At 66.4% G+C, this 14,354-nt stretch carries 14 protein-coding genes; 10 read left to right on the top strand and 4 right to left on the bottom strand.

The genetic code is table 11. The annotated features are described in order from the left end of the window. Positions 1-143: 143 nt before the first annotated feature. Positions 144-656, top strand: a complete 513-nt coding sequence (locus ACOEQ1_RS18255) for an HNH endonuclease (RefSeq protein WP_419760741.1) — start codon at positions 144-146, stop codon at positions 654-656. Here ACOEQ1_RS18255 and ACOEQ1_RS18250 read toward each other — a convergent pair. Continuing rightward, on the bottom strand, positions 653-1,429 hold the full coding sequence (locus ACOEQ1_RS18250; RefSeq protein WP_419760640.1) for a hypothetical protein: 777 nt from the start codon (positions 1,427-1,429) through the stop codon (positions 653-655). The genes ACOEQ1_RS18255 and ACOEQ1_RS18250 overlap by 4 nt on opposite strands. A gap of 25 nt (positions 1,430-1,454) precedes the next feature. Continuing rightward, a complete protein-coding gene (locus tag ACOEQ1_RS18245) occupies positions 1,455-2,987 on the bottom strand; it encodes a Do family serine endopeptidase (protein ID WP_419760639.1) in 1,533 nt (510 codons plus the stop codon). A 142-nt stretch (positions 2,988-3,129) separates the two neighbouring features. Between ACOEQ1_RS18245 and ACOEQ1_RS18240 the strand changes: the two genes are divergently transcribed. The 9 genes from ACOEQ1_RS18240 to ACOEQ1_RS18200 all read left to right on the top strand — a co-directional run bounded on the left by ACOEQ1_RS18240 (position 3,130) and on the right by ACOEQ1_RS18200 (position 12,302). After that, on the top strand, positions 3,130-4,245 hold the full coding sequence (locus ACOEQ1_RS18240) for an Mrp/NBP35 family ATP-binding protein (RefSeq protein WP_419760740.1): 1,116 nt from the start codon (positions 3,130-3,132) through the stop codon (positions 4,243-4,245). 471 nt (positions 4,246-4,716) lie between these two features. Beyond that, positions 4,717-5,502, top strand: coding sequence for a hypothetical protein (locus tag ACOEQ1_RS18235; protein ID WP_419760638.1), 786 nt, complete (start codon positions 4,717-4,719; stop codon positions 5,500-5,502). Positions 5,503-5,564: 62 nt separating this feature from the next. Further along, positions 5,565-6,086: a Fur family transcriptional regulator gene (locus ACOEQ1_RS18230; RefSeq protein ID WP_419760637.1), complete on the top strand. Its 522-nt coding sequence runs from the start codon at positions 5,565-5,567 to the stop codon at positions 6,084-6,086. Between the two features lie 36 nt (positions 6,087-6,122). Further along, complete coding sequence (gene ileS / locus ACOEQ1_RS18225; RefSeq protein WP_419760636.1) at positions 6,123-8,936, top strand: isoleucine--tRNA ligase; 2,814 nt, start codon at positions 6,123-6,125, stop codon at positions 8,934-8,936. Then, entirely contained in the window at positions 8,936-9,451 is a 516-nt protein-coding gene (gene lspA / locus ACOEQ1_RS18220; protein WP_419760739.1) for a signal peptidase II, read from the top strand. Before ileS ends, lspA begins: the two co-directional genes overlap by 1 nt. A 25-nt stretch (positions 9,452-9,476) precedes the next feature. Continuing rightward, positions 9,477-10,049: a DUF3035 domain-containing protein gene (locus ACOEQ1_RS18215; protein ID WP_419760635.1), complete on the top strand. Its 573-nt coding sequence runs from the start codon at positions 9,477-9,479 to the stop codon at positions 10,047-10,049. 11 nt (positions 10,050-10,060) lie between these two features. Next, positions 10,061-10,825: an SDR family NAD(P)-dependent oxidoreductase gene (locus tag ACOEQ1_RS18210; protein WP_419760634.1), complete on the top strand. Its 765-nt coding sequence runs from the start codon at positions 10,061-10,063 to the stop codon at positions 10,823-10,825. 26 nt (positions 10,826-10,851) lie between these two features. Then, the gene (locus ACOEQ1_RS18205) at positions 10,852-11,877 is read left to right on the top strand and encodes an aldo/keto reductase (RefSeq protein ID WP_419760633.1); all 1,026 of its coding nucleotides are present in this window, start codon (positions 10,852-10,854) and stop codon (positions 11,875-11,877) included. Positions 11,878-11,879: 2 nt separating this feature from the next. After that, the gene (locus ACOEQ1_RS18200; protein ID WP_419760632.1) at positions 11,880-12,302 is read left to right on the top strand and encodes a secondary thiamine-phosphate synthase enzyme YjbQ; all 423 of its coding nucleotides are present in this window, start codon (positions 11,880-11,882) and stop codon (positions 12,300-12,302) included. A gap of 10 nt (positions 12,303-12,312) precedes the next feature. Here the strand turns inward: ACOEQ1_RS18200 and ACOEQ1_RS18195 are convergent, their stop codons facing one another. Both ACOEQ1_RS18195 and rplI read right to left on the bottom strand, forming a co-directional pair. After that, the gene (locus tag ACOEQ1_RS18195; protein ID WP_419760631.1) at positions 12,313-13,578 is read right to left on the bottom strand and encodes a class I SAM-dependent methyltransferase; all 1,266 of its coding nucleotides are present in this window, start codon (positions 13,576-13,578) and stop codon (positions 12,313-12,315) included. A gap of 198 nt (positions 13,579-13,776) precedes the next feature. Further along, positions 13,777-14,343, bottom strand: coding sequence for a 50S ribosomal protein L9 (gene rplI, locus ACOEQ1_RS18190; protein ID WP_419760630.1), 567 nt, complete (start codon positions 14,341-14,343; stop codon positions 13,777-13,779). Between the last annotated feature and the right edge of the window lie 11 nt (positions 14,344-14,354).

Here is a 14,354-nt window from a genome sequence, read left to right as displayed (position 1 = left end):
CGATTGGCTTATGGCTCCCAGCCTGTTCACGCCACCAGCCCGGGATGGCAACCCGGCGCCGGTTCGGCAAATGCTCGGCCCGCGAGGGTAGTCCGGTGAGCCATATCTCAGCCGGCCTTCAAACTCTCGTGCTGAATGCGGATATGCAGCCGCTGAGCTGGGGTCCGCTATCGGTCTGGCCGTGGCAGGATGCGCTGGTGGCGGTTCTGCAGGACCGGGTGAGCCCGGTCATCAACTACGAGGCCGAAGTACACTCCGCCAACCAGTCCTTCCCCATCCCCTCGGTCGTCGCGCTGAAGCGCTACCATAAGCGCAAGCATGTCGCCTTCACGCGCTACCACGTATTTCTGCGCGACGGCTTCCGGTGCCAATACTGCGGCGAGACGCTGACGGCGAAGGAGCTGACCTTCGACCATGTGGTTCCGCGCTGCCGCGGGGGCACCACGGTGTGGCACAACGTCGTCACCTGCTGCCAGCGGGACAACCTGTTCAAGGGCAGCAAGTCATTGCGGGAGAGCGGGCTGCGGCTGCTGCGCTCGCCTTACGAGCCTAGCCCGCACCAGATCGACGAGTTCGCCAAGCGCCACTCGACGCGGGACAACCTGCACAAGACCTGGCTCGACTTCCTCTATTGGGATGCCGATCTGGAAGCCTAGCCGAGGCTCCGCAACAGGGCGGTCACGTCGCCCAGCCTCTCGACGAAATCGGACGGCGTCAGCGCGAGCGCGCCCTGGAAGGGGTAATTCAACAGGGCGACCAGGGCCAGGATGGCGCTGACGCAGATGGCGAAGGTCGTCACGAAAAGGGTCAGCCAGGAATAGCGCTCGATGCTGGAGAAGGCGACGAAGACCATCAGGACGAGGCTGAAGCCGATGAGCACGACCCACAGGATCGCCGGCAGGCCGTTCCGGGCCTGATACAGGCGCACTTCCCGCTCGGCATGGGCGGTGGACAGCAACTCCAGCAACTGGCCCTTCACGGGCGTGTCCGCTTCACTCGCGATCGGCAGCCGGGCCGCGGTCTGCATGAGTTCCGTGAGGGTGAGGATGGCTTTCCGGCTGCCGCGATGGTGGTCGCGCATCTCCGGCCAGTCGTTCGCGATGACATCGCGAAGGTAGGTACCCTCCAGATCCAGCATCGCGCGGGCCTCGGCCGTAGGCAGCGTGCTCTCGATCATCGAGGCCGCGTGCAGGGCGCCGCATTCGAGGTCGATCGCCTGCTGGGCCTCGCCATACTCGCTATATGCCTCGCTGAAGACGAAGGCGAGCAGCACTGCGAACAGCACGCCAAGCTGGAGAAAGACCGTCGTGCCGACCTCCTGATGGCGGCGGCGGGTATCGATATGGATGAGGTGGTGAACGAGATAGCTAAGGACAATCGCGCCCGCCGCGCTGAGGACGACGCTGAGGATGAAGGCGATGTAGCTCACGAGGGGCGGGGGACAGGGCGGGAGGTCACCCGGCCCAGCCCGGATCGAGACTGATCCATTGGGTGTCGTCCGAGCCCTGCACCAGCAGCAGCACCTGATTGCGGCGGGCCGCGCGCAGTGCCGCGATCCGCGAGAGGACATCGCCGATGCGCCCGACCGGAGCGCCGCCCAGCTCCAGGATCACGTCGCCGGCGGCCAGGCCCTGCCGAGCGGCGACGCTGTTGGGAGCAACCGCGGTAATCACGACGCCCTGCGTGCCGGAAGGGAGATCGAACTTGCTCTGCAGGCCGGGCGTGACGTTGGAGAGCGTCAGGCCTAGCCCGGCGACCGAGGCCGGCGCGGGTGGCGCCGGCGCCGCCGCGGGTTTGGGCGCCGGGGCGGCTGCAGGTTCGGCGGGCTCGTCGGCAATCGTCAGGGTCGCGCGGCCGGGGTGTCCGGAGCGCCAGTAATCGACCACGGCCGCATCGCCGACTCCGCTATCCTCGACCATGCGAGGGAACGCCTTCATGTCGGGCACGAGGCGGCCGTTGAAGCCCAGGATGATGTCCCCGGGCTGCAGATGCGCCTGCGCCGCCGGGCCGCCGGGAGCGACGGTGCCGACCATCGCACCGACGGCATCCGGCATGCCAAGCGCCGAGGCGATGTCCGGCGTCACGTTCTGCACCTGCACGCCCATCCACCCGCGGCGCGGCTTGCCGTAGAGGCGCAGCTGATCGACGACCGCCTCGACCTCGTCCGAGGGGATCGCGAAGCCGATGCCGACCGAACCGCCGGACGGCGAGTAGATGGCGGTGTTGACGCCGACGACCTCGCCGCTCATGTCGAACAGCGGGCCGCCGGAATTCCCGCGGTTGATGGCGGCGTCCGTCTGGATGTAGTCGCTCGCCCCGTCCTCATCGAGATCCCGCCCGCGGGCGCTGACGATGCCCGCGGTCACCGTGCCGCCCAGGCCGTAGGGATTGCCGATGGCGATCACCCAGTCGCCGATCCGCGCCGAGCGCGACGCGCCGAAATGCACCGCCGTCAGGGGATGCGCGGGATGGACGCGCAGCAGCGCGATGTCGTTCACCGTGTCGCGGCCGACGAGCGTCGCCGGCAGCGAGGTGCCATCCGCCAGGATCACGCTCATGGTCTCGGCGCCGTCGATGACGTGGTTGTTGGTGACGACGAGGCCCGAGGCGTCGATGATGAAGCCGGACCCGAGGCTTTGCATCTGGGTGCCGCCGCCGCTGGCATCGGGTGAGCCGGGCCCCTCGGCGCTGCTGAGGAAGGACTGGAAGTTCCGGTCGACCGGCGGCAGCGAGCCTGAGACGCCAGTCGACGCCGTCTGCCCGCCGGGCGCTGCGCCGGTTTGGGCGCCGGGTGTCGCTCCGCCGCCGGTGGTGTTGCCTTCGTTGTCGGCGCTGGCGCTCGCGGCGCTCTCGGTGCTGGCGATATTGACGACGGATGGCAGCAGCTGCGCCGCCAGATCGGCGAAGCCCGCCGGCGCGTCATGCGCCACCGCGGCAGCGGTCGGCGCCATGAGAGCGAAAGCAGAGGCGAGCAGAAGTAAACGCATGGGTTCTAGCTGGCTCTTCCAATGGACATTGGCAGCATGAAAAGGGATTGTGCCCATGCGAGCGCTCGATCACAAGCACGACGAGCAGCAGAACGCGGCGGACGTTTTCCCTCGTCCTGTTCAACCGGCGGAAGCATCCAGCATGTCCCAGTCAGACGACACGATAGCGCTTGCGGTGCGCCGCCTGCTGGCCGGCTTCCAGGCCGAGGATGCCGCCGGCGAAACCTTGGGCAGCGCGACCCTTGAGGGCGTGCTGGTGCGGGACGGGCTGGTGCAGGTGACGCTCGGCGTCGACCGCGCCCGGGCGGATGCGCTCGAACCCGCCCGCCGCGCGGCCGAGGGCGCCATTGCCCGCCTGCCCGGCGTCGCCAACGCGACGATCGTGCTGACCGCCCATCGCGCCTCCGCTGCTCCGGTGGCCACTCCCCAGCCGGCGCCTCCTCAGCCGGCCTCTCATCAAGCGGCTGCGCGGCCTCCGGCGCCGAAGCCGATGCCGATCCCGGGCGTTGCGCATGTCATGGCGGTCGCCTCCGGCAAGGGCGGCGTCGGCAAATCCACGGTCTCGGTCAATCTTGCGGTGGCGCTGGCCCGTCTGGGGCTCCGGGTCGGACTGATGGACGCCGACATCTATGGGCCGAGCCTGCCCCGCATGCTGGGCGAGCACCGACGGCCGGAGGTGCGCGGCGACCGGATGATCCCGGTCGAGGCCTGGGGGCTCCGGGCGATGTCCATGGGTCTGCTGGTGGAGGAGGACAGCGCGATGATCTGGCGCGGCCCGATGATCATGGGCGCCGTGCAGCAGTTCCTTGGCCAGGTGAATTGGGGCGAACTCGACGTGCTGGTGGTCGATCTGCCCCCCGGCACGGGCGACATTCAGCTGACGCTGTCCCAGCGGGTCCAGGTATCGGGCGCCGTCATCGTCTCGACGCCTCAGGATATCGCCCTCATCGACGCGCGCCGCGCCGTCCGGATGTTCGAGAAGGTGGAGATTCCCGTCTTCGGCGTCATCGAGAATATGAGCGTCTTCTGCTGTCCGAACTGCGGGCACCGCTCTGAGATCTTCGGTCACGGGGGCGCCCGCGCCGAAGCGCAGCGCCTCGGCCATGTGTTCCTCGGCGAAATTCCATTGTTGCTCGATGTCCGGTCGACTTCGGATGCCGGAACGCCGATCGTGGCCGCGGCCCCAATGAGCGAAGGCGCGCGCGCCTTCATGGCCATCGCCGAAACCTTGGCGAAACAGCTGAAGAAAAAGCATTGACCTGCCTGCGGTAAGGCTAAATGGGCCGCTTCGGCGCCGACGCGGCTTCATATCTTGCCCGAAGAACAGAGCGATCCCGGCGCTTGCTGTTCCCGGCGATCGAGTAAGTCATGGCTACAGCGTTACTGTTAAAGAAAGCATAACGTAACGCTTGTATTATAGACGGATGATGTCGGAGGCGTCTTTTGTTCCATGGCAGGAGGCCTCGCGGCAGCTGCAGACGGCTCGTTGCATCTCATACCGAGGCGCGGGAACAGCGATTGCGTAAAATCACCGAACAGACCCTTGCATTTTAAGCCGTTTCACTTCAAGTAATAGTTCAGCGAATCGACCAATTGCCTCGCGTTACATGTTTGTAATTTGCAGGGCACCAATTGTGTTTTTCCGGTTCCTTTTGATAGAGTACAGATGTCTTCCCAAAACCCAAATCTCGACCAGCCTCTAGAGCCCACGGACACCGCGGAAGCGCGTATGCGTCTTGCGCTGGGCCTTGGCACGCGTCCGGCCGGTTCCGGGCAACCCTCCTCCGCCGCGTCCGGCGCGGCGCCGGCATCCCATGACAGCGTCCGGCAACGCCGTCGTTTCGCGCAGGACGGCGATGTGCCCGTCGTCATGCTCCACCGTGGGCGGGACAATGATGCGGGCGGCGAAAACAAGGTCGCCGCCTTGACCGCGGATTTGCGGGAGGAACGTTCGGCGCGGCAGAAATCCGAACGGGCGCTGGACGAGGCGAACGTTTTGATCAGTTCCCTCAAGACCAAACTTAAACATGCCGAAATGTCTCTCGAGGAGAAGTCGCTGCACGAGGGCGAAGCGCGCGCCCAGTGGGACGCACTTCTGGCCGCGGAGCGCGAGGCTCGCCAGCAGGCCGAAACGCGAGCCGCGGAAGCGACGCTTGCTCTATCCATGCTGGAGAGGAAGGTCGAGGCCGCGGCTGCCCCGAAGCCTGTTCCGGCTGTCGCCGCTGAGCCCGCAGCGGCTCCGGCGGCTGATCTTTTCGGCGATACGGAGGTCTCGGCTGCCGCGCCGGTGCCGCAGAAACGACGGATGACCAGGAAGCCTGTCCCCGAGCCTGAGGTCGAGGTCGTCGCGGCAACCGTGAAGCCTCAGCAGGGACGGCGCCAGGTCGCTGAGCAGCCGGCTGTGGAGCCGGTAGTTCCGGCGGATGACGACGAGGACAAGCCGATCGAGTGGTGGCTGCCGAGTTTCCGTGCGGCTCGCAAGACGCCTGTCCGCCGGAAGCGCACGCCGAACTGAACAGCCGACGGCGCTGGCAACAAAGATTGGCGGCTCAAGCATCCGTTAAGTTATACTGACGAATGCCTCCGGCCTCATTCACACCCGATACCGAGCGCTTGCTTGATCAGGCCGAAGCCTTCTGTGAGCGGCGGCAGTTGCGGCTGACGGACCAGCGGCGTCTCGTTCTCGGCCTCATTCTGGATAACCCGCGTCCGTCGGGCGCCTATGACCTTCTCGACCGGCTGCGGGTAGATGGCCGTCCGGCTGCCCCGCCGACCGTCTACCGGGCGCTCGAATTCCTCACCGCACAGGGTCTGGTGCATAAGATCGAGCGCCTCTCGGCTTTCGTCGGCTGCTCCCACATGCTCGACCGCTGCGGACCCGATCATGCGCATCATGGCCTCGACGCCACCCAATTCCTCATCTGCACGTCCTGCAGCCGTGTCTTCGAGATGGGCGACAGCCGCATTCGCGTGGCAATCGACCAGGCGGCCGCAGCGAGGGGTTTCAGGCCCAAAGCCGCCACGGTCGAGGTGGAAGGCGTCTGCGCCGATTGCGTGGCAGATGCCGCACGGGCTCACCCCGCCGCCGCCGTTTCCTGATTCGCATTCGCGCGGAAATTCGGCCATAGACCGGCCATGAACGACACTGTGATACCGGCAGACGCCGCCCCGGATTACCGCAATACCGTCTTCCTGCCGCGCACCGCCTTCCCCATGAAAGGCGATCTGCCGAAGCGGGAACCGGCGACGCTGGCCGGCTGGGAGAAGCGGGACCTCTGGGACCACGTGCGGAAAAGCTCCGCCGGGCGCACGCCTTTCGTGCTGCATGACGGGCCTCCGTATGCGAACGGCAACCTCCATCTTGGCCATGCGCTGAACAAGGTGCTCAAGGACGCGATCAACCGCGCGCACCAGATGGCTGGGTTCGACGCTCATTTCATCCCCGGCTGGGACTGCCACGGCCTGCCGATCGAATGGAAGATCGAGGAGGAATATCGCAAGTCCGGCCGTAACAAGGACGAGGTGCCGGTCCTCCAGTTTCGTGCCGAGTGCCGCGCCTATGCCGAGAAGTGGCTCGCCATCCAGCGCGACGAGTTCATCCGCCTCGGCGTCATGGGCGACTGGGCCAACCGCTACGCGACCATGGACTTCACCTCCGAGGCCGCCATCGCCGGCGAGATCGGGCGGTTCCTGATGAACGGCGCGCTCTATCGCGGCCTCAGGCCGGTGCTGTGGAGCCCGGTCGAGAAGACGGCGCTCGCCGAGGCCGAGGTCGAGTATCACGACCTCAAGAGCGTCACCATCTGGGTGCGCTTCCCGGTCGTCTCAGGCGGCCCGGCTGAAATCGCCGATGCTTCGATCGTCATCTGGACGACGACGCCCTGGACGATGCCGGCCAACCGCGCCATCGCCTACGGTCCGGACATCGACTACCTTCTGATCGAGGTGAACGGCGCCGGCGAAGGCTCGCGGGCCCGCGCGGGCGAACGTGTCATGGTGGCGGAGGCGCTGCTCGCGCCCTTCGTGGCCGAGACCGGGATCACCGGCCATCGCGTGGTGGGGCGTTTCACGGGCACAGAACTGGCCGGAACCATCACGGCGCATCCGCTGCGCGGCCAGGGCTACGACTACGACGTGCCGCTGCTGCCCGGTGAGTTCGTGACGACGGAGGCCGGCACCGGCTTCGTCCATACCGCGCCGAGCCACGGCGAGGACGACTTCATTCTCGGCCGCGCGCATGGGCTGGAAGTGCCGGAGACGGTCGGCGACGATGGCACCTACAATTCCTGGGTGCCGCTGTTCGCCGGACTCCACGTCTTCAAAGCCGCGGAGCCCGTCTGCGCCGCGCTGGAAGCGGCCGGCGGGTTGTTGCACCGGAACGTGCTCGTGCACTCCTACCCGCACTCGTGGCGGTCCAAGGCACCGCTGATCTTCCGCGCGACGCCGCAATGGTTCATCCGCATGGACGGGCCGGAGGATATCCGCGGCCGCGCTCTGCAAGCGATCGCCGAGACGCGGTTCATCCCGGAGCAAGGCCGCAACCGCATCGCGAGCATGGTCGCCGCGCGGCCCGACTGGTGCGTGAGCCGCCAGCGCGCCTGGGGCGTGCCGATCCCCATCTTCGTCGACCGCCGCACCGGCGAGCCGCTGCGTGATCCGGCGGTGATGGAGCGCGTTGTGGCGCTCTTCAAGGCCGAGGGCGCCGATGCCTGGTACTCCCGTCCGGCTTCCGACTTCCTCGGCAACGGCTACGACCCCGCGCAGTACGAGCAGGTGCGCGACATCATCGACGTGTGGTTCGAAAGCGGCTCGACCCATGCCTTCGTGCTCGAGGCGCGCGGCATGCCCTGGCCTGCCGACCTCTACCTGGAAGGTTCCGACCAGCATCGCGGCTGGTTCCACTCCTCGCTGCTGGAAGCCGTCGGCACACGCGGGCGGGCGCCCTTCAAGGCCGTGCTCACCCATGGTTTCCTGGTCGACGAGCAGGGCCGGAAGATGTCGAAGTCGCTCGGCAATGGTGTCGAGCCACAGGACGTCATCGCCAAGCTCGGCGCCGATATCCTTCGCCTCTGGGTGATGTCGTCCGACGCGCGGGACGATCTCGGCATCGGGCCGGAAATCCTGCGCCAGCAGGGTGAGCTGTATCGCCGGTTACGCAATACGCTGCGTTGGATTCTGGGCAGCCTCGATGGATTTTCCGAGGCCGAGGTGCTGCCGGTAGCCGAACTGCCCGAACTGGATCGCTGGGTGCTGCATCGCCTGTCGGAACTCGACGAGCAGTTGCGCGTCGCGGTCGAGAGCCACGATTGGAACGGCGTCTATCCGGCGATCCACCATTTCTGCTCGACGGATCTCTCCGCCTTCTACTTCGACATTCGCAAGGACGCGCTCTACTGCGACCGGCCTGACAGCCTGCGCCGCCGCGGGGCGCGCACGGTGCTCGACCAGCTGCATCGCTGCCTGACGACCTGGCTGGCGCCCGTTCTGGTCTTCACCGCCGAGGAGGCCTGGGCTGCCCGCTTCGGTGCCGAGACCAGCGTCCATGAGCAGCAGTTCCCCGCCATTCCGTCCGAGTGGCGGGACGAGGCTCTGGCCGAGAAATGGGCGCGGGTCCGCGAAATTCGCCGTCTCGGCACGACGAAGCTCGAAGCCATGCGGCAGGCCGGCCAGATCGGCTCGTCGCTCCAGGCCGAGGTGACGCTGTTCTTCCGCGAGGGCGAGGACCGGCTGCTGTCGCCGGCTGACTGGGCCGACAACCTCATCGTCTCGAGCGTTGACTTCGGCACCTCCGATGCCGCGTTGACGGCGGACGCCGCCGTGGCTGGGGGCGAGAAATGCGCCCGCTGCTGGCGCGTGCTGCCCGAGGTCGATCCTGGCACGAAACTCTGTCTCCGCTGCACCGACGCCATAGACTCCGGGCTCGTCGGCCAGCCGGCGGCACGCGGGTGATGGTCGTCCGGAAGCCGCTGGCCCTCGCCGGCCTGCTCACCGCCGTCCTCGTGCTGGTGGCCGATCAGGCGAGCAAGTGGTGGATCCTGCACGGCCTGCACCTCGAGGAGGTCGGGCAGATCGTGCTGCTGCCCGTGCTTAACTTCACCATGGTCTGGAATCGCGGCGTGACCTTCGGGCTGCTGACCGGAGATAGCCCCGCCGCGCATCTGGCCCTCGCCGTATTCGCGGTCGCCGTGGTGGTTGTGCTGGCCGTCTGGCTCGCGCGGACCACGCGGCTCGCAATCGCCATCCCGGTGGGTGCGATTGCCGGCGGTGCTCTTGGCAATGTCGCCGACCGGCTGCATTACGGCGCCGTCGTCGATTTCATCCAGGCGCACGCCTTTGGCTATTCGTGGTATGTGTTCAATGTGGCCGATGCCGCCATCGTGTGCGGCGTCGCCGCGCTGGTCATCGACAATCTGTTGCCCGGGCGGTCCGAACAGGCCGCGCTCCGGGCCAAGCATCGCGGCTGAGGGACGAATGTCGAGGATGATGACGATGCGGCGGGCGCTTCTCGTGGCGCCGCTGGTGCTGGCCCCGCTGGGACTGTCGGCTTGCAGCAATGGCACGATGCAGACGCTCGGGCTCCAGCGCGACCCGCCGGACGAGTTCCGGGTCACCACCCAGCCGGCGCTTGCGATGCCGCCAGACCTCAATGCGGCTGCGTCCGCGTTGCCCGCGCCTGTTCCCGGCGCTCCAAGGCCGCAGGATGTCGCCGTGCCGCAGCAGGCCGAGGACGCCATGCTCGGCGGTGCGGCGCTGGAAGGGGGCACGCCGTCGACCGTCGGCGACCAGGCATTCCTGCAACAGGCAGGTCCGCCGCCGCCGCCCAGCATCCGCCAGGAGGTCAACACGCTCGCCGCGCGCGATGCCCGCAGCCAGACCCTCGGCAACCGGATGAACCCCTTCGGCGTGTCGGTGGCGAAACCCGCCTTGGTCGATGCCAGCCTGGAGCGTCAGCGGCTGCAGAAGAACGCGGCGCTCGGCATAAGCCCGGCCGCCGGCAGCACGCCCATCGTCAAACCGAAGAGCAACGGGCCGCTCGGCAACCTGCTCGACAGCATCTTCTGACGGATCTTCACATGTCGAACTTCGCGATCTACCCAAGCCTCGCCGGGCGCCGTGTGCTGGTGACCGGAGGCGCCTCCGGCATCGGCGCCGGTATCGTCGAGCACTTCATCGCCCAGGGCAGTCACGTCGGCTTTCTGGACCTGGACGGAGCCGCCGCCGACAGCCTGCTCGCGCGTCAGCCGGCGGACGCCGTGGTGCAGTTCGAGCGTGTCGATCTGCGCGACATCCCGGCGCTGCGCGCGGCGATCCAGTCCCTGCGCGAGAAACTTGGCGGCGGCTTCGATGTCCTTGTCAACAACGCCGCCCGCGACGACCGGCACGCGATCGATGACGTGACGCCCGAATACTGGGACGACCGGATGAACACCAATCTCCGTCACCAGTTCTTCTGCGCGCAGGCTGTGAAGCCCGACATGGTTGCGGCCGGCGGCGGCTCGATCATCAACATGAGTTCGAACAGCTTTCTGCTGGCGACCGGAAACATGCCGGCCTACACCGCGGCGAAATCCGCCGTCATCGGTCTCACCCGCGGCCTTGCGCGTGATCTCGGACCGCACCACATCCGCGCCAACGTGGTTTATCCCGGTTGGATCATCACCCAGCGCCAGCTCGACCTGTGGATGACGCCGGAAGCCGAGGCCAAACGCGCCGCGGGACAGTGCATTCCTGATCGGCTCTACGAAGCCGACGTGGCGCGCATGGTGCTTTGGCTGGCGGCCGATGACAGCCGCCTCGTCACGGCACGTGAGTTTATCGTGGATGGAGGCTGGTACTAGCCTCCATCTCTCCAGAGGAGGTTAGCATGGAACATCGACGTCTCGGCCGGTCCGGCTTCACAGTGCCGGTCCTCAGCCTCGGAACCGGTACGTTCGGAGGCAGCAACGAGTTCTTCAAGGCCTGGGGCAGCACGGACGTCGCCGAGGCCTCGCGCCTCGTGGACATCTGCCTGGAGGCGGGCCTCACCATGTTCGACAGTGCCGATGTCTACTCGGCCGGCGCCGCCGAAGAAATCTTGGGTCAGGCCATCAAGGGCCGCCGCGACAAGGTGATTATCTCCACCAAGGCGACGTTCCGCGCCGGCGATGAGCCGAACAACGTCGGCTCCTCGCGCTACCACCTTATCCAGGCCTGCGAAGGCTCGCTGAAGCGGCTCGGCACCGATTACATCGACCTCTTCCAGCTCCATGGCTATGACGCCGTCACGCCGGTTGAGGAGACGCTCTCGGCGCTCGACGACCTCGTGCGCGCCGGTAAGATCCGCTACGTCGGCGTCTCCAATTTCTCCGGCTGGCACCTGATGAAGTCGCTGGCGGTGGCCGAGAAATACAACCTGCCGCGCTATGTTGCGAACCAGACCTACTATTCGCTGATCGGTCGCGACTACGAATGGGAGCTGATGCCGCTCGGGGTCGAGCAGGGCGTGGGCGCCGTCGTCTGGAGCCCGCTCGGCTGGGGGCGGCTGACCGGCAAGATCCGGCGCGGGCAACCGCTGCCTGAGGGTTCGCGCCTCCACAAGACCGCCGAAATGGGGCCGCCGGTGCCGGATGAGCACGTCTATACCGTGGTCGAGGCGATCGATGAGGTTGCCGAGGAGACCGGCAAGACCGTGCCGCAGGTCGCCCTCAACTGGCTGCTGCAGCGCCCGACCGTCGCCAACGTCATTGTCGGCGCGCGGAACGAGGAGCAACTCCGGGCGAACCTCGGCGCGGTCGGCTGGAACCTGACGCCCGAGCAGGTGGCGAAACTTGATAAGGCAAGCGCCGTCACCCTGCCCTATCCCTACTGGCACCAGCGCGGTTTCACGGAGCGTAATCCGGCGCCGGTCTGATCATGCGTCAGGCACTGCATCGCCTGACGATTGCGACGCGCGGCCGCGGGCTGGTGGAGTTCACTGGCCCCGTGCTCGCGTGGGTCGCCGATCAGGGCATCGGCACCGGGCTGTTGACGCTGTGGTGCGCGCACACCTCGGCCTCACTGGCGGTAACGGAAAACGCGAGCCCCGAAGTTCTCGACGACATTCTTGCCGGCTTCGAGCGGCTGGTACCCGAGGGCGCCGGTTACGCGCATTCGCTCGAGGGACCGGACGACATGCCCTCGCATATCCGCACACTGCTCACCGGCCCCCAACTCACCATCCCAGTCGCGGATGGTCGCCCGACGCTCGGGACCTGGCAGGGGATTTTCCTCTTCGAGCACCGCAGCCGCCCGCATCGGCGGGAGGTCGTGCTGCACCTTCTCGGCGAAGACGGCTAACTCAGGCAGGTCAAGCCAAGACGTTGCGGTCCGCTGACTGCAACCGCATCATCTGCCGTTCCGTTTCGGTTATGTAATCACGAGCGAGCGGAGCAGCCGTTTGCTCCCTCGTGATCTGAATCTGGAAGTTCACGTGATCCTGATGACGAAAGGCAAGTTCCGACGCTGCAAGGTAGAACTCGAACATCCGGCAAAAGCGCTCGTCGTAAAGTGCGGCGATCGCGTCACGATTTGCAGCAAAACGTCGCCGCCAATGCCGAAGAGTCTCCGCATAGTGCAGGCGGAGAACTTCGATATCCGTAACAACGAGCCCGGAGCGCTCGATCGGCGTCATCATTTCGGAAAGTGCCGGCGAGTAGCCGCCCGGAAAGATATACTTCGCGATCCAGGGGTTGGTGGTGCCCGGTCCGTCGGTGCGGCCGATCGTGTGTATCAGCGCCAGGCCGTCCGGTTTCAATGCCTGCTTCACCACCTTGAAGAAGGTTCCATAATGATTGATCCCGACGTGCTCGAACATGCCGACGGACACCACGCGATCGAAAGTTTCGCGCACCGCACGGTAATCCAGCAGTTCGAATTTGACACGGTCCGAGAGGCCCTCCGCCTCGGCCCGGGCGCGCGCCTCCGCCAGTTGCTCGGTCGAAAGCGTGATGCCCGTGACCCGCGCGCCGTAATCCCGCGCCAGCGTCAGCGCCATCCCGCCCCAGCCGCAGCCGATGTCGAGCACGGTGAGATCGGGCCGGTCGAGCTTCAGCTTCGCCGCGATATGGTGCTTCTTGGCGATCTGGGCCTCTTCCAGCGTCTCGTCCCCGCGCGGGAAGTAGGCGCAGGAGTACTGGCGGTCGCGGTCGAGGAAAAGACTGTAGAGCCTGCCACTCAGATCGTAATGGTGGGCGACATTGCGACGCGCCCGAACCGCGGAGTTGATCTGGCGGAGGCGCCTGATCATCGTGCCCGCCACGATGCGCCCTTGCATCGTCGGCAACGCAGCCATGCCAACGGCTTTTAGATTTGATAAGAGAACGTCGAGCGCCTGGTAGATGCTGCAATCCTGCGGAACGAGCGTCTCGGCCATATAGGCTTCCCCGACGGCCAGCCCCGGATTGAGCACGATTGCGCGGACCGTCTTGTCATCGGTCAGCCTGATCGTCGGAACCTCGGCATTCGCACGCTGCGCGTCAGGACCGTAAACAGTTGTCTCGCCATTCGGCCAGATCACGCCCAGGGCACCGCTCTGGATCATGCGTTTCAGAAGACGATCAAGGATCTGTCGCATTGTCATTCTCTCGTCCGACGACGCGGGCCGCCGCAAAGCCACGCCCGCAGCTTACATTACCGACTCGATAATATGCTGGGACGAACTGTGCAAGCCGCGGGCCTGTGGACCGCTTTGCATGAAACATCAAAAAGCCGGTAGAAACAGAGTTCTACCGGCTTCTGCAACGATCTTGAACGGTCGGATCGCGTCGTGGGATCAGGCGGTATCGCCCGCCTCATCGGTGCCGAACAACTCGGCGGCTGTCGGTTCCGGCTCCTCGCCGGCAGCGCGGCCGACGGCCTCGCCACGGAGCTGCTTCTCGGCTTCCTCGGTGCTGCGCGCCACGTTGACCGAGACGAGCATGACGACCTCGGGGTGCAGAACCACACGCACCTGGCGGACACCGAGCGTCTTGATCGGGTGATCGAGCTCGACCTGCCCGCGGTCGATCTGCAGGCCGCCGGCGGTGGCGCCGTCCGCGATGTCGCGGCTGGACACCGAGCCGTAGAGGCTGCCTGAGTCACCGGCCTGGCGAATGAGCGTGACCGTAAGGCCATGCACGCGCTCGGCGATGCGCTCGGCTTCCTCCCGACGCTTGAGGTTCTGGGCTTCCAGGACCACGCGCTCCTGCTCGAACCGCGCGGCATTGTCTTTCGTCGCGCGCAGAGCCTTCTTCTGCGGCAGAAGGAAGTTGCGGGCGTAACCCGGCTTCACGCGCACGCGGTCGCCCATCTGGCCGAGCTTCGGAACCCGCTGCAGCAGGATCAGTTCAATGGCTGCCATGATCGGTCTCC

Origin of the sequence: Acidisoma sp. (assembly GCF_965199065.1) — a bacterium.
Classification (GTDB): domain Bacteria; phylum Pseudomonadota; class Alphaproteobacteria; order Acetobacterales; family Acetobacteraceae; genus Acidisoma.
Note: the sequence above shows the minus strand (reverse complement) of the source record. Positions and strands in the feature narration are given on the sequence as shown.